Source organism: Mongoliitalea lutea, assembly GCF_014652135.1.
GTDB lineage: Bacteria > Bacteroidota > Bacteroidia > Cytophagales > Cyclobacteriaceae > Mongoliitalea > Mongoliitalea lutea.
The window spans coordinates 70,057-95,624 of the sequence record NZ_BMYF01000007.1 but is presented as its reverse complement, the minus strand read 5'-3'; the positions used below and the strand labels follow the sequence as shown (position 1 = coordinate 95,624).

Annotated in this window: 24 protein-coding genes; 13 read left to right on the top strand and 11 right to left on the bottom strand. The window is 39.5% G+C overall.

Annotation, left to right across the window (positions count from 1 at the left end):
* Nucleotides 1–59: 59 nt before the first annotated feature.
* From IE080_RS07165 to IE080_RS07155, 3 genes are read left to right on the top strand one after another with little or no spacing between them, the layout of a single operon-like run.
* Nucleotides 60–254 (top strand): DUF6728 family protein, encoded by a 195-nt coding sequence (locus IE080_RS07165; RefSeq protein ID WP_189579950.1) that lies wholly within the window; start codon nucleotides 60–62, stop codon nucleotides 252–254.
* A gap of 15 nt (nucleotides 255–269) precedes the next feature.
* Entirely contained in the window at nucleotides 270–623 is a 354-nt protein-coding gene (locus tag IE080_RS07160) for an MmcQ/YjbR family DNA-binding protein (protein WP_189579947.1), read from the top strand.
* Complete coding sequence (locus IE080_RS07155) at nucleotides 620–1,576, top strand: ABC transporter ATP-binding protein (protein ID WP_189579944.1); 957 nt, start codon at nucleotides 620–622, stop codon at nucleotides 1,574–1,576. Before IE080_RS07160 ends, IE080_RS07155 begins: the two co-directional genes overlap by 4 nt.
* Here IE080_RS07155 and IE080_RS07150 read toward each other — a convergent pair.
* Nucleotides 1,573–2,256 (bottom strand): ComEA family DNA-binding protein, encoded by a 684-nt coding sequence (locus tag IE080_RS07150; protein WP_189579942.1) that lies wholly within the window; start codon nucleotides 2,254–2,256, stop codon nucleotides 1,573–1,575. The genes IE080_RS07155 and IE080_RS07150 overlap by 4 nt on opposite strands.
* 224 nt (nucleotides 2,257–2,480) lie before the next feature.
* Here IE080_RS07150 and hemA point away from each other — a divergent pair, with 224 nt between their 5' ends.
* Nucleotides 2,481–3,752, top strand: coding sequence for a glutamyl-tRNA reductase (gene hemA, locus IE080_RS07145; protein ID WP_189580203.1), 1,272 nt, complete (start codon nucleotides 2,481–2,483; stop codon nucleotides 3,750–3,752).
* Between the two features lie 76 nt (nucleotides 3,753–3,828).
* Nucleotides 3,829–5,397 (top strand): WG repeat-containing protein, encoded by a 1,569-nt coding sequence (locus IE080_RS07140; protein ID WP_189579939.1) that lies wholly within the window; start codon nucleotides 3,829–3,831, stop codon nucleotides 5,395–5,397.
* A gap of 79 nt (nucleotides 5,398–5,476) precedes the next feature.
* On the opposite strand, the gene floA is transcribed toward IE080_RS07140, so the two are convergent.
* The 3 genes from floA to proS form a co-directional block, all read right to left on the bottom strand.
* On the bottom strand, nucleotides 5,477–6,493 hold the full coding sequence (floA, locus tag IE080_RS07135) for a flotillin-like protein FloA (protein ID WP_189579936.1): 1,017 nt from the start codon (nucleotides 6,491–6,493) through the stop codon (nucleotides 5,477–5,479).
* Nucleotides 6,494–6,496: 3 nt separating this feature from the next.
* A complete protein-coding gene (locus IE080_RS07130; RefSeq protein WP_308428153.1) occupies nucleotides 6,497–6,913 on the bottom strand; it encodes an NfeD family protein in 417 nt (138 codons plus the stop codon).
* Nucleotides 6,914–7,121: 208 nt separating this feature from the next.
* Nucleotides 7,122–8,603 carry a proline--tRNA ligase gene (gene proS / locus IE080_RS07125; RefSeq protein ID WP_189579930.1) on the bottom strand — a complete coding sequence of 494 codons (1,482 nt, stop codon included), beginning with the start codon at nucleotides 8,601–8,603 and terminating at the stop codon, nucleotides 7,122–7,124.
* Between the two features lie 126 nt (nucleotides 8,604–8,729).
* On the opposite strand from proS, the gene IE080_RS07120 reads away from it, so the two are divergent.
* The gene (locus tag IE080_RS07120; RefSeq protein ID WP_189579927.1) at nucleotides 8,730–10,166 is read left to right on the top strand and encodes a hypothetical protein; all 1,437 of its coding nucleotides are present in this window, start codon (nucleotides 8,730–8,732) and stop codon (nucleotides 10,164–10,166) included.
* A gap of 71 nt (nucleotides 10,167–10,237) precedes the next feature.
* Nucleotides 10,238–11,755 carry an OmpP1/FadL family transporter gene (locus IE080_RS07115; protein ID WP_189579924.1) on the top strand — a complete coding sequence of 506 codons (1,518 nt, stop codon included), beginning with the start codon at nucleotides 10,238–10,240 and terminating at the stop codon, nucleotides 11,753–11,755.
* On the opposite strand, the gene IE080_RS07110 is transcribed toward IE080_RS07115, so the two are convergent.
* The 3 genes from IE080_RS07110 to IE080_RS07100 are packed head-to-tail and all read right to left on the bottom strand — an operon-like array spanning nucleotide 11,745 to nucleotide 13,910.
* Nucleotides 11,745–12,275, bottom strand: coding sequence for a shikimate kinase (locus IE080_RS07110; protein WP_189579921.1), 531 nt, complete (start codon nucleotides 12,273–12,275; stop codon nucleotides 11,745–11,747). The genes IE080_RS07115 and IE080_RS07110 overlap by 11 nt on opposite strands.
* Nucleotides 12,272–13,372 carry a BT_3928 family protein gene (locus IE080_RS07105; protein WP_189579918.1) on the bottom strand — a complete coding sequence of 367 codons (1,101 nt, stop codon included), beginning with the start codon at nucleotides 13,370–13,372 and terminating at the stop codon, nucleotides 12,272–12,274. Before IE080_RS07105 ends, IE080_RS07110 begins: the two co-directional genes overlap by 4 nt.
* Entirely contained in the window at nucleotides 13,365–13,910 is a 546-nt protein-coding gene (locus IE080_RS07100) for a DUF1599 domain-containing protein (protein WP_189579915.1), read from the bottom strand. Before IE080_RS07100 ends, IE080_RS07105 begins: the two co-directional genes overlap by 8 nt.
* A 14-nt stretch (nucleotides 13,911–13,924) precedes the next feature.
* Here IE080_RS07100 and folP point away from each other — a divergent pair, with 14 nt between their 5' ends.
* On the top strand, nucleotides 13,925–14,809 hold the full coding sequence (folP, locus tag IE080_RS07095; RefSeq protein ID WP_189579912.1) for a dihydropteroate synthase: 885 nt from the start codon (nucleotides 13,925–13,927) through the stop codon (nucleotides 14,807–14,809).
* On the top strand, nucleotides 14,806–15,678 hold the full coding sequence (cdaA, locus tag IE080_RS07090) for a diadenylate cyclase CdaA (RefSeq protein WP_189579909.1): 873 nt from the start codon (nucleotides 14,806–14,808) through the stop codon (nucleotides 15,676–15,678). The genes folP and cdaA overlap by 4 nt, the downstream gene beginning before the upstream one ends.
* A 53-nt stretch (nucleotides 15,679–15,731) precedes the next feature.
* Here cdaA and IE080_RS07085 read toward each other — a convergent pair whose 3' ends face one another.
* The gene (locus tag IE080_RS07085; RefSeq protein WP_189579906.1) at nucleotides 15,732–16,334 is read right to left on the bottom strand and encodes a DUF4494 domain-containing protein; all 603 of its coding nucleotides are present in this window, start codon (nucleotides 16,332–16,334) and stop codon (nucleotides 15,732–15,734) included.
* Nucleotides 16,335–16,456: 122 nt separating this feature from the next.
* Between IE080_RS07085 and IE080_RS07080 the strand changes: the two genes are divergently transcribed.
* Entirely contained in the window at nucleotides 16,457–18,739 is a 2,283-nt protein-coding gene (locus IE080_RS07080; RefSeq protein ID WP_189579903.1) for a patatin-like phospholipase family protein, read from the top strand.
* 1 nt (nucleotide 18,740) lies between these two features.
* Here IE080_RS07080 and IE080_RS07075 read toward each other — a convergent pair whose 3' ends face one another.
* Both IE080_RS07075 and IE080_RS07070 read right to left on the bottom strand, forming a co-directional pair.
* Nucleotides 18,741–20,753 carry a monovalent cation:proton antiporter family protein gene (locus tag IE080_RS07075; RefSeq protein ID WP_189579900.1) on the bottom strand — a complete coding sequence of 671 codons (2,013 nt, stop codon included), beginning with the start codon at nucleotides 20,751–20,753 and terminating at the stop codon, nucleotides 18,741–18,743.
* 199 nt (nucleotides 20,754–20,952) lie between these two features.
* A complete protein-coding gene (locus IE080_RS07070; protein ID WP_189579897.1) occupies nucleotides 20,953–21,432 on the bottom strand; it encodes an Mpo1 family 2-hydroxy fatty acid dioxygenase in 480 nt (159 codons plus the stop codon).
* An 83-nt stretch (nucleotides 21,433–21,515) separates the two neighbouring features.
* Between IE080_RS07070 and IE080_RS07065 the strand changes: the two genes are divergently transcribed.
* From IE080_RS07065 to IE080_RS07055, 3 genes are read left to right on the top strand one after another with little or no spacing between them, the layout of a single operon-like run.
* The gene (locus tag IE080_RS07065) at nucleotides 21,516–22,631 is read left to right on the top strand and encodes an NAD(P)/FAD-dependent oxidoreductase (RefSeq protein ID WP_189579895.1); all 1,116 of its coding nucleotides are present in this window, start codon (nucleotides 21,516–21,518) and stop codon (nucleotides 22,629–22,631) included.
* Nucleotides 22,632–22,691: 60 nt separating this feature from the next.
* Nucleotides 22,692–24,173 (top strand): Na+/H+ antiporter NhaC, encoded by a 1,482-nt coding sequence (gene nhaC / locus IE080_RS07060; RefSeq protein WP_189579892.1) that lies wholly within the window; start codon nucleotides 22,692–22,694, stop codon nucleotides 24,171–24,173.
* Nucleotides 24,170–24,772 carry a 3'-5' exonuclease gene (locus IE080_RS07055; RefSeq protein ID WP_189579889.1) on the top strand — a complete coding sequence of 201 codons (603 nt, stop codon included), beginning with the start codon at nucleotides 24,170–24,172 and terminating at the stop codon, nucleotides 24,770–24,772. Before nhaC ends, IE080_RS07055 begins: the two co-directional genes overlap by 4 nt.
* Here IE080_RS07055 and IE080_RS07050 read toward each other — a convergent pair.
* Complete coding sequence (locus IE080_RS07050) at nucleotides 24,769–25,386, bottom strand: IMPACT family protein (RefSeq protein WP_229800541.1); 618 nt, start codon at nucleotides 25,384–25,386, stop codon at nucleotides 24,769–24,771. The two genes, IE080_RS07055 and IE080_RS07050, sit on opposite strands and share 4 nt — an antisense overlap.
* Between the last annotated feature and the right edge of the window lie 182 nt (nucleotides 25,387–25,568).

The window sequence follows — 25,568 nt, the reverse complement described above, 5'->3', positions numbered from 1 at the left end:
CATAACTATTGAGAAGTATGTTTTGTATTTGTTCTTAAAAAAATTAAACCAATAATCCCATGGCAAATAGTAGAGTGAAAGAGTTTTTCAAACTAGGAGAAGTAGGCAACTATTTTATCAGGATGTTTCAAAAACCGGATCCATCCAAGCCAAGTAATTTCAACCTTCGCATGATGCATGGAATTAATAAAATTTCTATTTTGATGTTTTTAGGCGCCCTGATCATTATCTTTATACGAAAAGTGATTTTGTAACTAGCTTAAAATCCATTGGATATAGTTTATTTCAGAGAGTATTGCCTCAGCAAAAAAGGTGCTACCGAAGATACTCCCTTCGATGCTAATACGCTATGTTTTAAAGTGGTAGGTAAAATATTTGCAATCATTGATATTGAGCTTTTCGAATCCGTTAATTTAAAATGTGAACCGGAATATGCGATTGCACTTAGGGAGCAATTTTCAGACATCGTGCCAGGGTATCATATGAGTAAAAAACACTGGAATACTGTATTTTTTAATAAATCAGTCTCTGATAAAAAAATCTTAGAGTTGGTTGACCACTCCTATGAACTAGTCGTAAAATCGCTACCTAAGAAACTCCAACAAGAACTTTTCAATCTATGAGTTTTCTGAAAATCCAGCATGTAAAAAAAGATTACCCTAATCAGAAAGGCGTTATCAAGGATTTTTCTTTAACAGTTGAAAAATCAGCCTTGTTGGCCTTGATTGGAGAAAGTGGGTCGGGGAAATCCACCCTTTTGAAAATGATTGCGGGCTTGGAAAACAAGGATGCAGGAGCAATCTATGTGGGCGATTTAAAAATAGCTAATCCTTCGGAGCGCTTGGTTCCGGGATATGATGAAGTGCAGTTGGTGTATCAGGATTATAAGCTTTATCCCAATGCTACGGTGGAGGAGAATATCGCACGACCCCTGTTGTTGTATGACAAAGCTTATCGTGAAAAGCGTGTGAAATTTCTTTTGAAATTGTTGAAGCTTGAATCCTTTAAGGATAAGTTACCCCGTAACTTGTCAGGAGGGCAACAACAAAAAGTAGCCATTGGACGGGCACTAAGTTTGGAGCCTGAACTGATTCTCTTAGATGAGCCTTTTTCAAGTTTGGATACCATTCAGCGCAGAGAGCTTTTAGTAGAGTTGAAGACTATGTTTCGGGAGTTGGGTGTGACTGTGGTATTCGTTACTCACGATTTGGATGATGCCTTGCAATTGACCGACCAACTGGCGCTGATAAAAAATGGAAAATTAATACAGAGAGGGACTGCTGCGGAGATTTTTAAGTCTCCTGCCAATAAATATGCAGCGCATTTATTCAGTCATTTGAATCCAATTCCTAATACTAAGGACGCTTATATACGGCCATCCGAAGTGCGCTTATTCAAAACAAAGGGTCTGAAAGTTAAAGTCACCGATGTGCAATACTTGATTCACTATAATCAGTTGTTTGTAGAGTTAGCTGATGGTGTTCAGTGGCGTTTAGAGGATCAGTCTAGAGTCTTTGCTATAGGGGATGCTGTTTTCTTGCAATGGGATGAAGAAGCTGTTTTGAATTTTGCTTAGAATTCTAAGTAAGGCTTCACTTTCTCCACCCAATCTTCTGTGAAAATTTTCACTTTCATCAAATCCTCTGCTTGCTGATAGGGGCCATGCTGTGTACGGTAGGCTACAATTACTTTAGCAGCACCATAAGTGATATAAGGATGATTGGCTAGGGTAGAGGCATCCCATTCATTGATGGCTACTTTTCGATAGATGCCTGGGGAAAACTCAAAATAATCAAAAACACGCTCCATCACTTCTGGGCTCATACCAAATACATCCAAGAGTTGCTCTTTTTCCCACATGCCGCCAAGTCCTTCTCTGAATTTAACAATTCTTCCCGCCATTGTTTGACCTATTCCGGGTACTATTTGCAGGACTATAGAGTCGGCTTCATTAAAATCAAGTTTATTTAGAGTAGCTGTTCTTAGCCTAGGAGACGAGGTTGATTTTCTACTGCTGTCTTGTCCGGGCTCTGTAGTTTTAATGGGAGAAATTACAAATCCTGCCTTCAAAAGGCTGTCGACGGTCCCTTGATAGACTAGGTAATCCGCTTCACTTGAGTGGAGGATATAATTGTCGTAAATTTTAGGAATTGTGTAAAGAGCTATTAAAATAGGCAAAACTAAAACAAAGCCTTGGGATTCCCGTTTGGAAAACCCTAGATAGGTTTTAAGCCAAAAAAGCAGTTTGTTTTTCATAAAATTGAGAAGTTGGAAATCCAATCACCCATCATTGCTCGTATCTATGAGTCATAAGTTAATACAATTGGAATAATTTTCCAATTTTCACGAATTTTGTATCTCAAAACAGAATTTATGAACAGGAATAATTATTTAGACAAATTATAAATTGTGTAATACAATACTCTCGGTTTTCCTCTCTCATCTTTCTGATATAAATTTGTATGTTAAAAATTAATCAAATGTCCAATAAGTTTAGAGCTATAAGTTTATCTCATAAGAGTGCTCCTGTTCAAATAAGAGAGGTCATTGCTTTAGATGAACGTTCTATTCATTCACTTTTGGTAAAATTTAAAGAATTTTTCAGTATTCAGGACACCTTGATTTTATCTACCTGCAACCGCACAGAAGTTTACTATTCTCATGAATTGGATCTTAGTACTGAGATCATCAAACTAATTGGTTTAGAAAAGGGATTGACTAATATTATTGAATATCAGCATTACTTTAAGGTGATGAACGATGATCAAGATTCTATTAATCATCTATTTAGAGTGTCTATGGGATTGGAAGCTCAGGTAGTAGGTGATCAGCAAATTGCAAGTCAAGTGAAGAAAGCTTATCAGTTATCTGCGGATTTGGACATGGCTGGACCTTTCTTGCATCGTTTGATGCATTCCGTATTCTATACAAGCAAGCGAGTAGTTCAAGAGACAGCTTTCCGTGATGGTGCTGCTTCTGTTTCATATGCTGCTGTTGAATTGATTGAAGAGATTACATCCAATACTTACCAACCTAGAGTTTTGCTTATAGGAGTGGGAGAGATTGGTGAAGATGTTGCCAGAAATATGGTGCATATTCCTGAAGCAAAAGTTACCATTACCAACAGGACTTTTGAAAAAGCAAAGGCTTTGGCAGATGAATTAGGCTTTGAAGTAGTGCCTTTCGACAAGTGCTTTGATTATGTGCAAGAGGCGGATGTTATCGTATGTTCTATCATGAAATCTGAGCCATTTATTACCAAAGCATTGGTTCAATCCTTGGACATCCCTAGTTACAAGCTATTTGTAGATCTTTCTGTGCCTAGAAGTATAGAAACATCTATAGAAGAAGTTCCAGGAGCATTGTTGTACAATGTTGATAATATTAGAAGCAAGGCTTCCGCTACCTTAGAAAAGCGCTTGGCAGCTATCCCAATGGTCGAACAAATCATTGATGAGTCTGTTGCTGACTTTTTCAATTGGAAAAAAGAAATGATGGTATTCCCTACCATCAATAAATTGAAAAATGCCTTAGAGCAAATCAGACAAGAAGAGTTGTCTAGATACCTGAAAAATGTAGACGAGAAAGAGGCTGCTATCATTGAGAAAGTTACAAAAAGCATGATGCAAAAGATCTTAAAGGTACCTGTGGTACAATTAAGAGCTGCATGTCAACGAGATGATGCTGATCAGATGATAGATATCATTACAGATCTATTTGATTTGGAAAAAGTCTCAGATGAGAAAAAATAAACTGGAGCTTCTCCAGTTTTTTTATTGAAATCCCACGGCAATCTTGTTTCTTTACTTTTTAATCAGAATAGGAATTATGGGATTGAAAAAAGCATCATTGGTGCTGTTAGCGTGGACGTCGGTGTTCGTTTCTTACGCTCAGACATACGAGGTTTTTGATAAAGACCTGAAGCTTAAGTTCAGGGTAGAATACGACCAAATCAATGTTTTGGGAGAGGCAGTACGCATCAGTACAGTCAACAATGAGTTGAAATTATTGAGTAGAGAGTACAAGCCCTATTTCGACTTAAAAGCAAATCAGGTGATTGCTTACGATCAGCCATGGATCGTAGTCAAGGGGAATGAAGGTATGGGAGCATTTCATGAGTATGGAATTGAAGTTTTCCCGACTACCTATGATGATATTCAAACCTATTTCACCAGAGTACTTGCAAAAAAAGGGAATCGGTATTTTGTATATGATCATGCGACCAAGCAAACTAAGCAGATTGGGGTATTCGAGGAAGCATTTATGGCTTTAAATGGGCAAGTGGTTGCTAAAAACTCCCAGGGGTACTTCTTGCCTTTATCGAGTAATCCTGATAGAAGCTTTCAAAATATCACCCAAGTCAATGAGAATTTCTTGTTTGTTCAGCAACCCACCGGGTATGGATTGATCAATAGAGAGGGGGATTATGTATTAGAGCCTGTAATTGATCGTTTGGAGCATTTGAACGGGGATTATTTTTTTGGTTATGACGGTAATCAATACATGCTGATAAGAGGCAGGGAAGGAAAAGCAGATATTCGTTACACTTCTTACCACAAGATTACAGTAGAAAATGATGTGATATTGGAATACATCCACGGTAAGCTTAGAAGAGTCATGAATTATGATGGGATTCTTTTAGATCAAGTGGGCATGGAGGAAGTAACAAGCGTAGGAGAGAAGCATTACAATGTGCGCTTAAGAGATGCTAAAATCGGGCTTTTAGGACCAAAAGGTTGGGAGGTCAGCCCAGTTTCGCAGGTTGATAAAATACTTCCCGGTTCAGAAGGGCTATACCCTGCATATAAAAGTGGCAAAGTAGGCTTTATAGACAAACAAGGGCGATGGGTAGTTCAGCCCTCCTACGATCAGGCAGGGCAGTTTAATCAAGGGAAGGCAGCTGTACGCTCTGGAAGTAGATGGGCGTTTATTAATGCCCAAGGAGAAACGTTAACGGATTTTCGATTTGATCAAGGTCAAGGCTTTGTCCAAGGAGTTGCGATTGTGCAGGATCAAGGTCTATTTAACCTCTTGGATAGTAATGGACAGCTGTTATTTGAGCATGGGTTTGATAGAATATTTCCAACCGAAGGCAATTATTACCTAACAGAGCGAGACGGCTTGCTTGGATTGCTAGCACCATCAGGGAAAGTTATCGCAGAGACGGCCTTTCAGGAGATTAGAAGAGAAGAGTTTGATCGGATAATTGCCAGGCAAGGAGATAAGTTTGGAATTCTAAATGAAGATGGAGAGTTTTTGCTTCCACTTTATTATCGGAATATCATTTTCGATCAAGGCTCCCAGCAGATTCTTGCGGAAGATTCCTATCAGTTTCAAGTTGAAGACGCAGCTACTGCTGCTCCATCAACTCAAGGAAGAAAAAGAAAGGGTTCGTAATCCAAATGTATAGTTGTTAAAAAGAAAAAAGCCAGTCAATTTTTATTTGACTGGCTTTTTTTAATCTAGGTAGAAACTATTATTTGTTCGGGTCTAGACTGGAAGTAGAGGAAGAAGATGAACTGCTACTTCCCGGGTCAGCAATTGATGACCTCATTTCAGTATCAGACTTGATGTTTTCCATTTTGTAATAATCCATTACTCCTAAATTTCCTGATCTGAAGGCTTCTGAAATAGCTTTTGGAACCTCTGCCTCAGCTTCGATAACTTTAGCTCTCATTTCAACGGCTTTAGCCTTCATCTCCTGCTCCAATGCAACGGCCATCGCACGTCTTTCTTCTGCTTTGGCTTCTGCAACTTTTAAGTCAGCAGAGGCTTGATCTATTTGTAATTTTGCGCCAATGTTGGTACCCACATCGATATCTGCGATATCAATAGAAAGTATTTCAAAAGCGGTACCTGCATCTAAACCTCTTTCCAAAACTAGTTTGGAGATTTTATCCGGGTTTTCAAGAACCATTTTGTGGTTTTGAGCAGAACCGATGGAAGTTACGATACCTTCACCAACTCTTGCCAATATGGTGTCCTCACCGGCACCACCGACCAACTGAGCAATATTAGCGCGAACGGTTACACGAGCTTTGGCAATCAATTGAATACCATCTGCTGCAACTGCCGCTACTGAAGGCGTGTTGATTACTTTTGGATTTACAGATATTTGTACCGCTTCGAATACATCTCTACCTGCAAGGTCAATAGCGGTAGCCTGTTTGAAACTCAAGTTGATATTCGCTTTATCTGCAGAAATCAGTGCTCGGATTACATTAGGGACGTTCCCTCCTGCCAAATAGTGCGTTTCAAGGTCATTGGTTGTCAAATCAAGCCCTGCTTTTGTGGCTGTAATCATAGCATTTACGATTACACTTGGTGGTACTTTTCGGATACGCATCCCGATCAATTCTCCAATACCTACCTTTACATTGGCAAATATGGCTGTAATCCATAGGTTAACAGGGACAAAGTACAAGAAGATAAAAAGCAGGGTTAAGCCTGCAAAGGCAGCAAATAATATAAATGCTGAATTGGTTATTTCCATAAGTTATACTTTTACGGTGATTGTATTATTTTCTAATTTACTAATCCAAACTTTGGTGCCGACCCGGATAAATCCTGCGTCGGATTTCACTTCATAAATTTTGTCGGCGAATTCTGCCTTTCCAATAGGTTTGATGTCGGATGTGGCAACACCCTCCATTTGGACGTATAAACCATCCAAACGGTTGTCAAAAGCTCTGCTTTGCATGGAATTTTTTAACGCAAATTTATTCCAAACCCCTGAACGTAAACCGTAGACTAGGGCTGCCAGATTAACTGTCAATGCTCCTGCTGTTACTGCGTAAGCAATATTTTTTTCCAAGCTGATAAAGGCATAATATACACCTGCGATCGTTACTAAAGCACCTAAGATACCAACAAGTGTGGTGCCCGGCACAAATAAAACTTCTGCTACTACCAAGATTAGCCCAATTGATAAAAGGCTAATTAAAATAAACCAAGTCATTTTCAGTCAACTAAAGGTGAAACACACGACGTGTTTTGAAAAGCAATCCAATATAGGGATTTTATCCGAAAAAAAACGCCAGACGTTTAAGTCCGGCGTTTAAATTGAATTAATTTTTTAAAGCGTGAATTGAATATGTAGTCTTAATTATGACCGAATACGATTAGTAAGCTCTTGCAAATAGGACTCGCTTATTTGATGGTTTACCTGTAAGAATACAAGCGCCTTCCTCTTCTTTTGCATCAATTGGAATGCAGCGTATTGTTGCTTTGGTCAGTTCTTTAATTTTTTCTTCCGTTTCGGTTGTGCCATCCCAATGGGCAGCGATAAAGCCACCTTTAGATTCCAATATTTCTTGAAATTCCTCCCAAGAATTGGCTTCGCTAGTCATTTCTGTGCGGAAATTTAAGGCCTTGGAATAAATCGTTGCCTGAATTTCATCCAATAAGTCTAAGATGTAATCTGTGATAGAAATACCTTCTAAAGAAAGTGTTGACTTTGTCAATGTATCTCTTCGGGCAAGTTCTACTGTGTTGTTCTCCAGATCTCTAGGTCCCATCGCAATTCTCAAAGGCACTCCCTTTAGTTCATATTCCGCAAATTTCCATCCTGGCTTGTGCGTGTCCCGATCGTCAAACTTTACTGTGATACCTACTCTTCTGAGTTGCTTCATGATATCATGAGCTTTTTCAGAGATTTTTTGTAGTTCTTCTTCTCCTTTATAAATAGGAACAATCACTACTTGAATAGGAGCTAATTTAGGAGGTAATACCAATCCGTTGTCATCAGAGTGTGCCATGATCAAAGCACCCATCAAGCGTGTGCTTACTCCCCAGCTTGTACCCCAGACATGGTCTAATCCACCCTCTTTAGTAGCAAACTTTACATCAAATGCTTTCGCGAAGTTTTGTCCCAAGAAATGTGAAGTCCCTGCCTGTAATGCTTTTCCATCCTGCATCAAAGCTTCAATGCAATAGGTGTCTTCTGCACCTGCAAAGCGCTCATTTTCACTTTTTACACCTTTCACGACAGGAAGTGCCATGAATTCTTCTGCAAACTGTGCATAGACATTCATCATTTGTACTGTTTCAGCTATTGCTTCTTCCTTAGAGGCGTGTGCAGTATGACCTTCTTGCCAAAGGAATTCAGTCGTACGTAAGAATAGCCTGGTTCTCATTTCCCATCTTACGACGTTTGCCCATTGATTTACTAATAAAGGCAAATCTCTATAAGACTGAATCCAATTTTTATAGGTACTCCAAATAACTGTTTCAGAAGTTGGTCTTACGATCAGTTCTTCCTCCAATTTAGCGTCAGGGTCGACGACTACTCCTTTACCATCTTCCGAGTTTTTGAGTCTGTAATGGGTGACTACAGCGCACTCCTTTGCGAAGCCTTCCACGTGGCTAGCTTCTTTAGAGAGGTATGATTTGGGGATAAAGAGAGGGAAGTAGGCATTGGTATGACCGGTTTCTTTAAACATCCGGTCTAATTCAGCCTGCATCTTTTCCCAAATAGAATAGCCATAAGGTTTGATGACCATGCATCCTCTGACGGCAGAGTTTTCTGCCAAATCAGCCCTTTTTACTAATTCATTGTACCACAAAGAGTAGTCTTCACTTCTTTTTGGCAATCCTTTGCTCATAGTATTTTTTTGATTTGAAAAATCTATTTATATTCGCTCAACTATATTTCAGGCAAATATATGGGAAATATTACAACCCTCAGGTATTTGCCTCGTATAAAAAGAGTACAAGTAAAAGCCAAACAAATGAAACGATTAAACAATTTCTTGCCCTTTGGAGTAGCTGCAGTGATCGCATTAACATCCTGTAGTACTTCATTCAATGCCATGAAAGGTGGTGAAACTGACGACCTTTACTTCATGGCTTCAGATGCTCGTGTGGCAACTGAATTCGCTGTACGTAACAACAATCCAGAAAACTTCAGATCTTTCAATTCTCTGACGCAGGAGAGTTTTCAGCAAGAAAATTTTTCGGCAAGAAATGTGAATCCTGAGTACATCGCACGTTATTCAGAACAAAATGTCCAAGACAATGAGACTGTTTATTTTGATGACGTTGAAACGCAGGCTGCTCCAAATGTAAATGTCTACAATAATTTCTATGGTGCCGGTGCTAATGGCATGGGATGGAATCAACCCCGAATGAACTTCAACCTTGGTCTTGGCTTTGGCTTTGGTGGAGGTATGTGGGGCAATCCATGGATGATGCCTGGCATGGGCTGGGGAGGCATGGGCATGATGGGCATGTGGGATCCTTTCTGGGATCCATTCTGGCCTGGTATGGGCTTCGGTCCTGGATTCGGCATGGGCTTTGGTCCAGGTTGGGGCTGGGGTATGAGACCAGGTTGGGGTATGCATGCTGGCTTTGGTTGGGGCGGTATGTGGGGTAACCCATGGATGAGACCTGGCTTTGGCTGGGGAGGCTTTGGCCCAGGATGGGGCTGGGGAGCTCCAGGTTTGATCGTAGTAAATCCAGGATGGGGTGGTGCTGAAGGACAGCGTAGGATTGTAAGAGGTGCTCGTCCAGGAACAGGTGCTTCTATGGCTCCAGGTTATAGAGGAGGTGCAACTTCTGGCGCTCCAGCTACTGCTAGAGCTGCAAGAAGAGATGCTGCAAGTAGCGCAAACGCTTCCACACCTAATAATAGAGTGAACTCTAACAGAGATTTCGCAAGGTCTCAAAACGATCTTTACAGCAATAGAAGTAGAGTAGCTAGTGCTCCGGGAGCAGGAAATAGAACTACTAGTTCAGCTGCTGCAACTAGACCAAGCAGAAATTCAGCAGTAAATAGCGCTAATCCAGCATATACTAGATCAGCTGGAAACAGAGGTTCAGCTGTTAATCCAGCGGCTGCAAGAGGTAATAACACAGGATTTAACAATAGAGGTGCTATGCCAGCAAACCGTTCAGCTAGTCCTTCATATAATAGAACAAACACTAGAAGTGCAAGTCCTTCGTACAATAGAGGAAATACCAATTCCTTCCAAAGACAGGCTGCACCTTCCAGGTCATCAGGTATGACAGCTCCTTCTAATAGAAGCTCATCGTTTGGTTCTGCTCCATCCAGAAGTTCTGGTGCAAGCAGCGGAGGATTTAGCTCCGGCGGTGGCGGAATGAGAAGTGGCGGCGGAGGTGTTAGCTCCGGCGGTGGCGGAGGCTCACGAGGAGGAAGGGGGAATTAATTCCCCCTTTTTTTGGCTCGAATTTTGCCCCAACAAGTAAGAAAACTAACCAATACTATTCATTAACCTATATGAGAATCTTAAAAATCTTTTTTTTGATCCTTGTGATGTATGTCTTTGATTATCAACAGGCATTTGCACAATTCGGATATTTTGAAGATGCTTTACGTTTCAGTCAGTTTCGTTCCTCAGGTTCCGCCCGTATCAACGGCTTAGGAGGAGCTCAAATGTCCTTAGGAGGAGATATTTCTAATATTCATATGAATCCCGCAGGTTTGGGATTCTTTAGAAGATCAGAATTCAGTATGACTCCTACGATCAATAATTGGATCACAGAATCCAATTTTTTGGATCAAGTACAGGAAAATAGAACAAGCAATTTTGCCTTACCAAATATTGGAGTAGTCATTGCTAACCCAAAAGGTCCCTTACAAAGCGGAGCATTTAGAGGTGGTTCCTTTGGTATCAGCTTCAATAGAAGTAATTATTTCAATACAGACTTTGGGTATTTCTCAGATATTGAAGGGGATATTTCAATCATTGACTTTTTCCTACAAAGGTCTAATGGAATTCCTGAAAGCCAGATCCAAAATGCAGGATTAACAGGCCTAGCTTACGAAACTTTTTTGATTAACCCTATAACTGTGGATCAAGGTGGTAGTCCTATCACAAACCCTACTCAGTATGATTCATTTGTCCTCGGCTTTCCATTTCAGGATGAAACGATCATAACTACGGGTAGAACTTCTCAAACGACCTTCTCGTATGGAGCCAATTTTTACAACAAACTGTTCGTAGGGGCAGGGGTAATGTTTACAGCTGCTAACTTCCGAAGAGATAGAAGGTATACAGAAGAATTCTTTAATGAACCATTGATTACTTCAACCCTTACAGAGTTTCTGGAAATGACCGGAGGTGGAGTGAGTTTGAATTTTGGTGCAATCTACAAGCCGATAGATCAAGTGAATATTGGATTTAATTTCCAATCACCTACTTGGTATCGATTCAATGAGCAATATGAAGCAGGCATGGTGAATTTGTTTGACAACTTCTTTTTTGAGCCTGAAAACATTACGCTTGGAAGAGAAGAGGCGCGGACAGATATAGTTTTGGGTACTTTTAACTTGAATACTCCTTTACGAGTGAGCGGTGGAGCTACCTTCTTTGTTGGAAAGCATGGGTTTTTGACGGCAGACGTTGATTTCTTAGATTATAGTACAGCCAGAATAAATTCCAGAGATTTTAATCCATCAGATGACAATTTGGAGATAAGACGCTTATACGGTCAGACAGTGAATTACCGTTTCGGTGGGGAATTTAGAAAAGATATTTTCCGATTAAGAGGTGGTTATGGATTCTATGGAGATCCATTTAGAACCTCAGACTTCGATAGATCTGCACAACAATTTTCTGGTGGTGCTGGCGTACGATTCAATAAGTTTTATATTGACTTCTCGTATTCAGTCATGATGTTTGATCAATTGTATAATTCCTTTCCTTTTATTGAGAACGGAATTAACATAGGTCCAATAACAGAAATTAGGAATACGATCAACTCGGGAAGTTTAACTTTCGGAATCAACTTTTAAAAAATCCTAAAAGCTCAGATAGTACAAGCTCAGTAGAGATTTCTTCTCCACTGAGCTTTATTTTTGCTTGATTGTAATAAGGTGTTCGTATCTGTGCCAAGTCTTCTAGCTTGGTTTTAAGTTCGGTACTGTCGAGACCATTAAAAAGTGGGCGGTCACCTTCTGAATGCAATAGTCGCTTGTGAATTGTTTCGATCGGAATATCTAAGAAAACGGAGATTGATTTTGTATTGATGAGCTCCATATTGTCATTAAAACATGGCGTGCCACCACCTGTTGATAAAACAAAGCCTTCAATTAAATCTAATGTTTCATTTAAATACTTAGTTTCTAGATTTCTAAAAGCACCTTCACCATGTTCGTAAAAGATACTTGGAATGCTTTTACCTTCTTTCGCCTCCACATATTCGTCTAAGTCAATAAAGGCGAAGTTGAGCTCCATCGCCAATTTTTTTCCAAAAGTCGACTTTCCTGAGCCAGGAAGGCCTACCAAAACGATTTTAAGGGTTGGTCGATTCATTGAACATATAGACTTTTGACATCATAGCCAGAAGGAGTGTTCCTGTGATGGTATTTTTTTAAAACTGTACCGTCTTGAAGCAACATGATTCCTGGATTGGGTCGCATGATAGTTTTGATTACAGTAGCGTCTCCTTGATAGGTAGGGATATCCCATTTCATCTGACGCATGAGCGCATCTATTTCTTCCTGAGAAGATGCAGCAATCAGCGAAACCTGAATGGGACTATTGGCGAGTTCTTCTACCAAATCGTTCATCTTTCTTAAGTCGGCAACATTTAATTTCCTACTATTAGCAATCAAAATCAAGACTTGATTTCCTTGCAGAATCGCTTCCGTAAAATCTCCCTCACTATTCCAAATAGCAAAATCAGTGATTTTTGGTAGTGCATCTTCATTTACAAGGCGCATTTCAACAAACTCGTATCCGTCCTCCATAGGGTAAGATTCAAATACAAATTCATCTCCATCCTTGGTCATAACATATTCGTATTGCAATGGAGCAGACGGTAACATTGCTTCAGGAATGTTTACCCCTTCTTTGTATGCTCGAAAATCGATGAATGGAAGGTTTCGAATGGCGGTGATTGCTAAAATAAACGAAAGCACCAAGCTTACTCGTGTGGTCCAGGATGCCCAGGTAGGACTGTTGTTGCCTAGATCTTTTCTGAAAATGAATAGAAAACCCAGTAGGACCAAAAGTATGATGTCTTTGGTGAAAGATTCCCAAGGAGTGAGTTTGATGGCATCTCCAAAACATCCGCAATCGGTGACTTTATTAAAATAGGCAGAGTAAAATGTCAGAAATGTAAAAAAGACTGTCAAAGCTAATAACGTGTACAAAGTCCATTTTAGCCGTGAACCTACGATTATCATGACCCCTAATACAACCTCCAATACCACCAAAAATACTGCTAATGGTAAGGCGATATCTTTGAATATGTGGAAGAAAGAGGCAATGTCATTGGAAAATACATCGAAGTATTCCTCTAGCTTAATGGCAGTGCCCACAGGGTCATTGACTTTGATCATTCCTGAGAAGATGAAAACGCCTCCGACAAATAAGCGTACAAGTAAGATTGCCGTATTTTTAAGCATGGTCTTTCAATTTGATTAAACAGAAAACTGCATAATTGATCATATCTTGGTAGTTGGCTTCAATGCCTTCTGATACCAAGGTTTTACCGGAATTGTCTTCAATTTGTTTTACCCGGTACAATTTCATTAAGATGATATCAGTAATGGAAGATACCCGCATATCTCGCCAAGCCTCTCCGTAATCATGATTTTTATTTTCTAACAAGCCTCGGGTTGCATTGGCCCAATGGTCATAAAGTGGTTCCAATTCATCAAAAGGAATTTCCAAGCGTTCATCCTGTTGGAGTTGCAATTGAATCAATGCGATGATACAATAATTGATGATGCCGATAAATTCATCTGCAATCGGGTCATTTACTTTTTGGTTTCCTTTTTCTTGGATGGACCGGATACGTTGTGCCTTGATAAAAATTTGATCTGTAATAGATGGAAGTCTTAGGATTCTCCAGGCAGTTCCATAATCCAAGGTTTTCTTCTTAAAAAGTTCTTTACAATGGGTGATAACTTCATTATATTCGCTGATAGTTTGCGTTTTCAAAGGTTTTCAGTTTAATGGGTTCAAATTCTCTTCTTTCTTCGAAAATCGAAGATAAATCTTTTACATCAAAAATAACACTTCAATCCAAAGGAAAGCTTTTTTTGTTGGATGAGCCCAGAGTAATGGGGATTCTAAATCTGACTCCTGACTCTTTCTTTGAAGGTAGTAGAGTTAAATTGGAAGAAGCTGCACTTTTACAGAAAGCTACTCAAATGGTTGAAGAGGGCGTTGATATTTTCGATATTGGTGGATACAGTACTCGTCCTGGTGCATCAGAGGTTTCAGAAGATGAAGAGTGTCAGCGTACAGTTTGGGCGGTATCCTTGATCAAAGAAAAATTTCCAGAAAAATGGATTTCAATAGATACTTTTCGTGCCAAAGTTGCCAAAGAAGCAGTCCATGCAGGTGCAGATATCGTAAATGATATAGCTGCCGGAGAATTGGATTCAGCCATGATCCCAACAGTTGGTCAGCTGAACGTTCCCTATATAGCTATGCATATGCGAGGCAATCCTCAGACCATGCAAAACCTGACAACATATGAGGATATTCTAAAAGAGATGTTGCTGTTTTTTCACAAAAAAAATCAGGAATGTATCGCAGCAGGAATTCGGGATATAATTTTGGATCCAGGATTTGGATTTGCAAAAACTTTAGAGCAAAACTATTGGATTCTGAAAAATTTATCTTATTTTAAGAATATTTCACGGCCAATTTTAGTAGGGCTTTCAAGGAAGTCTATGATTTACAAAAAATTAGGTGTGAATGCTGAAAATTCGTTAAATGGAACTACTGCACTTCATATGGTGTCTTTGATAAGTGGGGCACAAGTTTTGAGAGTACACGACGTATTGGAAGCGAAACAAACCATTGAATTATATAAACAAGTATACCATTGATCTTTTTATTTAAAATAGGATTTTTAGAAATCTCCATCGTGAATCTTATTGATATCTCGTTGGTCAGTATCTTGATTTATCAAGTATATAAGCTGTTGCGTGGAAGCGTAGCCATCAAGATTTTTCTTGGATTCTTATCCATTTATTTGGTTTATTTATTTGTCAATGCCCTTCGAATGGAGCTGCTTACCATCATTTTAGGGCAGTTTATGGGAGTGGGTGTGATTGCTGCCATTATCATATTCGCACCGGAAATTCGGAAGTTCTTATTAATTATCGGAAAGTCTTCCTTTCTGTCCAATGAAAGTATCTGGCAAGAATTGTTATTTTGGAGAAAGCGGGAGTCTAATGCATTTAATATCAGTCCGATTATAGAAGCCACTAAGTCACTTTCAGGAACCAATACAGGGGCTTTGATGGTACTTTCCAGAAACTCTGAGCTTAAGTTTTATTCGGAAAGTGGAGACTTGATGGATGCTATTCTTTCCAAGCGTTTGCTAATATCCATTTTTAACAAATACAGTCCATTACACGATGGTGCCGTAATCATTTACAATGGAAAGGTAAAAGCAGCACGCTGTATTCTTCCGGTGACTGAGCGGGATGTGCCTGCACAGTTTGGATTGCGTCATAGGGCAGCAATCGGGATGTCTGAAGCTACAGATACCTTGGTATTGATAGTGTCCGAAGAAACAGGACAGGTTTCATTAGCAAAAAATGGCAAGATTCTTCATAACCTATCTTTCCAAGAGGTAAGGGAGTTTTTGAACGATTACCTTTCAGGAGTTGATATTGATGATAAATTTGATCCAATTTCTGTGTACGAACGTCCACAGTTCAAAAAATCTGCTGTGAAGACGAGTAACTAAAAAAGGGAGCTGATATCAATCAGCTCCCTTTTTTTTCATAGGTGGACGAAAAATCAATTATCTAAATTTCCCTCCTCTTCTTCTTCATATTCAACGAGTTTTGGCTCTTCTATAGCTTCCAAACGCTCTTGTGTTTCTTGCCTTGCTGCCTCTCTTCGCTCTTGCTCTGCTTTCACTTCGCTCAAAGGCTTCAAATTGGATGGGGGAGGAGGCAATAATTCTTCATCCTCATGTTCGTAAGGGAAAACTTCCACAATTGGGCTTTCAGTAATATCGGGTACACGGAATGTAACCAACATGTTGCTGAGACTTTCGTGAATACGCTCATACGCTTCTTTCACATCGTGAGCGGTAACCAACATGTATTGGGTTACTTTTTTTTCTTTTCCACTATCTCCGTCTGCTACGGTGTAGGTGATTTTACACTTATGCCAAATATCGATGTCTTCATAAGGAAAAACATCGACAAAATTACTTTTACTGATATTGGTGACTTGAAAATCTCCACGGATAGTGGAACCCAACATATCATAAATACGTGCCTCTGCCTCCGTAAATGATACTGCATCTACCAAATATTGCTCAGAGACATTTTTAAGCAACCCTTGTTCATTTTCTTTGGCGTATTTTACCTTGCACAAAAACCAGACTCTCATGTTTATTCATTTAAGGAAGCGAAGGTAAGGCATAATGTGAAAAGCCACAATGAAAAACAAAAGGAATCCAATAGATTTATTTTAAACTTTTCTCGTATATTCCAATATGATCAAAAGTGTACATGTGGGATAAGTTTTTATACAGTTTTCCTGTGCAGTTATTCTTTTTACACCTAAAAAAGAACCTGCTGTTGCTGTCTTTTTGGTTTGTACTGTTTCTAATTGTAGTACAGAGCTTTGGGACGGTGCTAGGTATTCCTTTCCTCTTTTTAGATCCTGAATACCTCAATGAGGTTTCATGGAGAAGCTTCTTTATTGTGGGTGTTACCCTTGCCATTTTTACCATGGCTTTTCAGATGACTACTTATATTTTGGATGGTGCTAGATTTAAGTTTCTGGCTGTTTCTAATCGGCCATTTTTACAATTTTGTCTGAATAATTCTATAATCCCTGTAATTTTTCATGTCATCTATTTGATCGCGATTTTTCAATTTCAGCAAAATAATGAGGTAGATACCCAACAAGCGGTTTGGAAATTGATCTTAGGCTTTCTTATAGGTAATTTATTTACCTACATCATCTTGCTTGTCTATTTTGGGGCTACCAACAAAGATTTTTTCATCTTATTTGCAGATTCGGTAGAAAAAAGACTGCGGAAAACTAAAATACCACGAGCGAATATGCTCCGTAGAATTAAAGATACGCAACATAGCAGAGATAAAGTACTTTATTATTTCGATATCAGTTTTAACTTCATTCCTGTTCGTCAGGATTTGTCCAAGTTTGAAGCTCAAAAATTGTTGAAAGTTTTTGATCAAAATCACCTAAACCTGGTCATTATACAGACAGTATTGATAAGCTCCATATTCCTGCTGAGTATTTTTAGGGAAAATCCATATGTTCAGATTCCTGCTGCTGCGAGCGCTATTTTATTGATGGCTATCTTGACCATGATGATAGGAGCGATTACATTTTGGCTGAGAAGTTGGGCGATTCCTGCCGTACTGGGAGCGTTGATTTTATTCAATTATTTTTCTGACATCCCTTTATTCAATCGTCCACATGCTGCTTTCGGGATGGATTATAGCGGTGAGCCGTTAGCATACAATATGGACCAAATCCGCGCACATTTACATGAGGATTCCGTCAAATTAGATAAGGAGTACATGTTGAAGGTTCTGAATAATTGGAGAGGGAAGTTTCCTGCGGATAAAAATCCCAAAATGGTTTTTATTGCTACAAGCGGGGGAGGGCAGCGTTCAGCCTTATGGACTTTGCATGTATTGCAACAGATGCAGCTCGCTTCTGATGAAAATCTTTTTAAGCATACCCAAATGGTCACTGGCGCATCAGGTGGCATGATTGGAGCGGCATTTTTTAGAGAACTGTATTTGAGACACCAATTAAATCCTACTAGTTCCTATCTCACACCGGAGTTTTTGGATCAAATTGCAGCAGATAATCTCAATCCTATCATTTTCTCTTTATTGGTCAATGATTTGATTTTCAGAACTCAATATGCTGAGTTTGATGGGAAGCGATATTTAAAAGATCGAGGCTTTGCTTTTGAAAATCAGTTGAGCATCAATACAAAAGGGGTCTTGGATAAGCCGATTTCGGATTATCAAGGTCCGGAAAGGCAAGCGCTTATTCCTTTATTGCCGATCACCCCTTTGATTACCAATGATGGAAGAAAACTCATTATTTCACCAACCCCCATGTCTTTTTTGGCGATTTCGGATGAACGCTTGGAAGGGTGGAATGAAAAAAATCAGGGAATAGATTTTCAGCGATTTTTTGTTGAAAAGGATGCGATGCAGCTACGCTTCATTTCTGCTTTACGCATGGGCGCTTCTTTTCCCTTTATCACACCTAATGTGCAGTTACCTACTAATCCTCGGATGGAGACGATGGACGCTGGCTTGTCTGATAATTTCGGTGTACAGGATGCCTTGAAGTTTATGCATATCTTTCGAGATTGGATTACCAAAAATACTTCAGGAGTAATCTTAGTGACCATCAGGGATTCTGAGAAATTTACAGAAATCAAGGAAAAGCCCAACCCAAGGTTTCTTCAAAAGTTATTCACACCTCTTCAAAATATCTATGTGAATTGGGATAACGTGCAGACACTCCATAATGAAGCCTTGTTTACGCGATTTAAAGAAAAAGCCCCTTTTCATATACAACGTATAGAGTTTGAATACTCCACAGAAGAGTTTTTAAGAGAAAGAGGGATTGTCGATGCTGGTGGTGAGGTTCCCACTAATCTCCGAGACATTCAACGGGCTTCTCTAAACTGGCGCTTAACAGCACAGGAAAAGAAATCAATCTTGGAAACGATTCATTATCCATTCAACCAAGCATCCCTCAGAAGGGTGTCAGAAGTAAAGTGGATGGATTAAATCAATCTACCTCAAGTTCATTTTCCAATTCCTCAATAGCATCTGGTTTGCCAACTACATACACGGCATCTCCATAGCGGAGCTCTTGGTCAGCTTGTATATCCGTAATCGTCTTCCCATCTCGCTTGATTGCTACGATGTTGATACCGAGTTTATCTCGTAGTCTTGCATCCTTCAAGGGAATATTGATGTATTGACCACTATCTTTTTCAACTTTCAGACAAACAAAATTAATGTCTGGAAGATCGATTTTCATTTGAGGTTTAGGGCTAAGGGGAGTTCGGAAAAGCTCGTAATTATGAGAGCGGATTTCTTCGGTAAAGTTTTCAATGTCATGTCTGGCCACTAAGTACTTATCCAGAACTCTGTAAAAGATTTCAATGGATGTTTCAAACTCCTCTGGTATCACTTCATCCGCACCAAGGTTGATGTTTTCTTCAATTTCATTGACATAACGAGTCCTTACGATGATATAAGGATTGGAAGTCATATGTCGAATGGTGGCTACAATCCGTTTGGTTGCATCTGCGTTTGAGATTGCAATGACTGCTACCCTAGCCTTATTGATATTTACATGCTCCAATACAGCTTCATTGCCCGCATCGCCATAGATAATAGGTTCACCATTGGAAGATTCCACCTTGACTGTTTCCGGGTTCATCTCAATAATGGCATAAGGGATTTTGGCTGATTTGGCTGCCAAAGATAGGTTTCTTCCATTTAAGCCATATCCTATGATTACCAAGTGATCTTTCAGTTCTTCCTCATTGATGGCAATCGTGGTTGCTGGATTGATATTGAAGCGTTTATTAAGTCTGCTCGAAACAGGTAGGTTAATAATTTTGAAGGCTAATTTCTCCCGGTTATTGAGGAGAAATGGAGTCAGGGTCATTGTAAGAATGGAAATAGCCAAAAAGTACTGGTAGGTCTCTGGGTCTAAGAGATTATACCGCATACCCTCTTTTGCTAACAAAAGGGAAAATTCACCGATTTGAAAAATTGAAAAACCGACGATGAGAGAATCTTTCAGATTTTGACCGATTGACTTGACCGATACTACTGCAATGATAAATTTGACGAAGAATGTCAGGGCAGTTAAACCTAAAATAATTAGAATGTTGGAATACAGGAAAGTAATGTCAAAAAGCATCCCCACAGATACAAAGAAGAAACTGAGAAATACCTCCCTAAATGGTAAGATCTTACCAGTAGCATGATGGGAATAGTCCGATTCAGAAATAATCAATCCAGCAAGGAATGCTCCTAATCCTAGAGACAATCCCAACAAAGAAGTCAAGTAAGCAATAGCAAAACAGATGACGATAATACTTAATAGGAATAACTCCTCATTTCTTGTCTTGGCAATTCTGAACAGCAATTGAGGCATTAAGTATTTAGCACTTAAGATGGTAATTGCTATGACGGCAACTCCTTTTACCAGCATCAATACCAATGATAAAGCCACATTATCAGACTCTCCAGCAAGCATGGGAGTTAATAACATCAAAGGTACGATGACAATATCTTGAAAAATGAGAACAGCGAGTGTTGTCCTTCCCGAAATCGTATTGACTTGCCCTGCTTCTTGTAAGAGTTTTAAGACGATCGCGGTACTACTAAGTGAGATCAAAAAGCCAATAAAAACAGCCACATTCCAGTCAAATCCTAAAAAATAGGATACAAAGGTGGTCACAGCAATTGTGATAAATACCTGCAAGGACCCCCCAATAAAAACTGCTTTTTTGATGGCCATCAGGCTTTTGAGGGAAAACTCCATTCCAATCACAAATAGTAATAAGATGACTCCTATCTCTGAAAGTACCTCAACTGTCGTTGACGCCTGTACGAGTGATAAGCCATATGGCCCTGCGAGAGCTCCTGTAAATAAAAAGCCAATAATGGTAGGTACCTTGAAGCGCATAAAGACCAAGATTACCAAAGTAGCTAATCCAAAGATCCATACTAGATCTGAAAGCATGGGTAATTCTGCGGCTGCGAGTATTAATTGTAGCATGCAATAAAAATTTGTGGTTACTAATGTTAAAAATACAAGCTTTCTCGGGGAATAGGCTAATCTGTGCAGGATAAATCTTCGAATTTTAAAAAATCAGTAAAAACCCCGGTAGTTTTCTACTTAGAATTTTGAGCTTATTGTCCTCTTCTATGATGTAAACTACCAGGCTTACTGCTTATTGCAGCTTTACTAAATGGGCTTAATAAGCCAAGCCTAATTTTTTATAGATAAAATGCATTAACCATGCAGGGCCGATTAAGAGAAATTGCACGTCTTTTAGAAACGATGGTTTTTTCCCCTCGATTTTGTGGCCGTAAAATTGGAAAATCCATGCTAGTACAAAAATAATTACACTGACTAACCATAGTGGAATATCAAGTGAAAGCTGGATAAAGTTGGCTAATGCTAAACAAATAGCTGAAAAGAATAACATTCCTAAAGCTAATGGAGGAGAAATGGACACGTAATAAAAAAGGACAATAATCAAGGTAATCGTGGCCCAATTAGCAAAGCCGTGCAAGAAAGGGAGTAGATTTGGTAAAGGCCCTGCTGGGATCGAGAAAATCAAACCAACGATACTAAAGAAAATAGCAGGCACGCATATCCAATGGATTAATTTATTGGTTTCGTTTTGGTGACTTAAACCATATTCATGCAGTAAATCATCAATTTTTCTCATGGGTTATCAGGTGATTTTGAGTTTATTTGTAGAATAGCTTACAAGTTAAACAATCACCTTTACAAATTGAAATATATTGCTGTATGTGGAGTTATTGGGAATGGAAAAATTTTAGAAAATACGATTTGGTGATCGTAGGTGCCGGCATTGTTGGCTTGTCCACAGCTATCCAATATAAGGAAAAGTATCCCCAAAGAAAGGTTTTGGTGCTGGAAAGAGGCCTCTTGCCAACAGGGGCAAGTACCAAAAATGCGGGATTTGCTTGTTTTGGCAGTCTCACAGAGATACTAGATGACTTGCAGGTGATGAATGATGAGTTGGTACTGGCCACAGTAGAAAAAAGATACAAGGGATTGTGTGCTATTCGGGAAAGATTTGGAGATGAATCCTTGGGCTATCAGCATACAGGTGGTTTTGAACTCTTTACCGATGCCGAAATGCCTGCTTTGGATAGCATGAAGAAAATCAATCAATTTCTTTTTCCGCTGTTTCAAGCAGATGTTTTTTCAAAGGTGGAAAATATCGGGCAATTTAGATTCGGTCCTTCTGTCCGAGCTGTAGTCAAAAATCAGTTTGAAGGAGAGCTGGACACGGGGAAATTTATCCAAAGTCTTTGGCAGGAAGCTCAGCGTTTGGGTGTTTTTATTCTTACTGGTGCCGAGGTAATGGATATTGATCAGGAGGAAGGACTGTTGATTGTAAAAGAGGCGAATGGCGGAGAAAGGACTTTTGAAGCGAATCAACTTGCGATTTGTACCAATGCATTTACGCGGAAATTTCTAAGCCATTTGGAACTTGTTCCTGGAAGAGGGCTGGTTTTTGTAACCAAGCCATTAGATAATCCATTGCCTTGGTCAGGTTCGTTTCACTATGATAAAGGATATGTTTATTTTAGGTGTATTGACAATCGATTACTGCTGGGAGGAGGAAGAAACAAGGACTATACAGGCGAACAAACAGAAAATTTTGAAATTAATCCGCTTATTCATGATTATTTGGTCAAACTCCTGGATGAAGTAATTCTACCCAATCAATCAATAGAGATAGATCTTGAGTGGACAGGTATTATGGCTTTTGGCTCTACCAAAATGCCTATCATTGAACAAATTAATGAGCGCACCTTCTGTGCTGTACGACTTGGTGGAATGGGTGTGGCGATCGGTTGGCAGACAGCAAGTGAGTTGGTAGATTTACTTTAATCGTGTTACATTGGTAAAATTTTATTAATTTCAGTTTTCAAAAATTTTAAAACCTATTGAATGGCTGTTCAACGGAAAGAACCCACCTTGTCGGAAGCGCTTTTTCCGATCTTATTCTTGATCATTTTATTGGTAGTCAACATCTGGATTTTTGGTACAGAAGGATTGTCGGGTTCCAATCAAGTGGTACTCGTATTGTCATCAGCAGTAGCAGCCATGGTTGCTACTTTCCGATTGAAAATCAAGTGGGAGCATCTGCAGGATGGGATTGTTAAGAGTATTTCTTCAGCCATGTCCAGTATTTTGATCTTGTTATTGATAGGGGCTTTGGCGGGTACTTGGTTATTGAGTGGAATAGTACCTGCGATGATTTACTATGGTTTGCAGATTCTTAATCCTACCATATTTTTGATTGCTGCATGTATCGTTTCTGCGATTGTATCGATTTCTACAGGAAGTAGTTGGACCACAGTTGCTACAGTTGGAGTAGCACTTTTAGGAATCGGGAAAGCATTGGGTTTTGGAGAAGGGATTATAGCAGGAGCGATTATCTCCGGTGCTTATTTTGGAGATAAAATGTCCCCGCTTTCGGATACCACCAATCTTGCCCCTGCTATGGCGGGAACAGATTTATTTACCCATATACGCCATATGACCAAAACTACCTTCCCATCCATTTTAATCACCTTGGTTATTTTTGGTGTAATTGGGTTTACAGCAGGTGCAGAGGGCTCTGTGGATCAGGTAAAAGAAATTTCAGCCATCATTGTGGATACCTTCAATATCAATGGATGGCTATTTATTGTGCCATTGGTGGTGTTGGGGATGATTATCAAAAAAGTACCTGCCGTTCCTGCGTTACTTTCGGGTGCAGTATTAGGTGGTGTATTTGCCATTATTTTCCAACCCGAAATTATCCTGACAATTTCCAATACAGAAGCGGTGGATTATGCGTTTCACTCTTTCAAAGCGGTGATGATGGCATTGTACGGAGAGATTAGTATCGTGACGAGTAACGAGGTAGTCAATGAATTGTTGGTGACGGGAGGTATGTCAGGAATGTTGAATACTATATGGTTGATTTTGTGTGCGATGGCTTTTGGAGGGATTATGGAAGAAAGTGGCATGTTGAGAGTGCTGGCAGAAGCCGTGATCGCAAAAGTGCACTCCATAGGTTCCTTGATTGCTTCTACAGCTGCTACTTGTATGTTTTTCAACGTCACCACATCGGATCAATACTTGGCGATTTTGGTTCCTGGAAGAATGTACGCAGATATTTATCGTAAAAAAGGATTGAAAGGAGAAAACTTGAGCCGTACCTTGGAAGATTCGGCTACAGTAACTTCTGTATTGATTCCGTGGAATACCTGTGGAGCTACACAGGCCTCTGTGCTGGGAGTAGCGACGCTAACCTATGCACCTTATTGTTTTTTCAATATCATATCGCCCTTTATGACAATTCTTTATGGGTATTTGAAATTGGGAATTAACTATTACTCGGAGGAGGAAATGTTGGAGATTAAAAAAGAGTTTGCGGTATGATTCCTATGCGTATCAGCAAAGAGGAGATTAATGAATTACCCCTTGGTCAATTTGAAGGTGAAATCATCCTTGTCGAAGCCTTAGATCAGGTAGAGGAAGTCTTAGAACAGCTTCGAGGTGTACAAATTTTGGGTTTTGATACGGAGACAAGGCCTGCATTCCGTAAAGGAGTTCAGTATCAGGTTTCCTTGTTACAATTGGCTACCACAGATCAGGCTTTTCTTTTCAGGCTCAATAAAGTTGGGCTTCCCAAGCCCATCCAACGAATTTTGGAAAATCCTGAAATTGTCAAAGTTGGTGCAGCGGTCTTAGATGACCTGCGGGCCTTGAAAAAAATTTCCATTGGTTTTGAGCCCAAGAGTTTTTTTGACCTCAACGAAGAATTGAAGAAAGTTGGTTTTGAAAATGTAGGTGTGAGAAATCTCTGCGGAATGGTTTTGAATATCCGGATCAGTAAAAATGAGCAGGTGTCCAACTGGGAAGCCTTAGAGTTGACAAGCAAACAGCAAGTATACGCGGCAACAGATGCTTGGGCATGTCTGGAGATTTACAAAAAATTGCAGTACCAAGGCTATTTAGATACCTTGTTTAATCGCTAATCTACCCTAGCAATTTCTTCAAGTTTTGCGAGAACCTCTCCTTCTAATGCCTCCCTCACCTTGATTTTCATTTGACAGGTATTATCAAAAATCTGATCAATAATCTCTAATTGATAGTCTTTGATGATTTTCATAACGGCATTCATTTCAATGTAATCAAAGGAAAAAGTAATGGTAGCACAGACGATTTCTGTGATAATGGTATTTGCTGCTATTGCATCGGCAGCAGCTGTACGATAAGCCTGAATCAATCCGCTGACTCCTAATTTTGTACCCCCAAAATACCTGACCACCACTATCAATACATTAGTCAAATTATGTGAACGAATCTGTCCAAGAATGGGGTCGCCTGCGGAGTGATTGGGTTCACCGTCGTCATTTGCCCGGAATATTTTCATCTCTTGCCCTAGCATATAGGCATAGCAATGATGCCTTGCATCAAAGTATTTTTTTCGAAGGTCTTCCAAGGCTTCTTTGATGTCATCCTCTGAGGTTACAGGAAATGCAAAGGCAAGAAACTTGCTTCCCTTCTCTTTGAAAATGGCTTCGGATGTGCCTGCTAAGGTTAGGTAACTATCTGTTGCTTCCAAGGCTTTGATAATTGGTGCATGCAAAAGTAAGAATTAAGAATTTTTTAAGCCATTTATTCTCTGATAAGCGTAATTTTAAGCTATGAATTAAGTTTTAAACTCCTTACTTGATTGACTTTCCTCATTAAGCAAATGCAATAGGATCTATCTCATTTATAGAAAAGAAAACTTGGTTAATATGACAGCAAATCTGAAATTTTGGATTA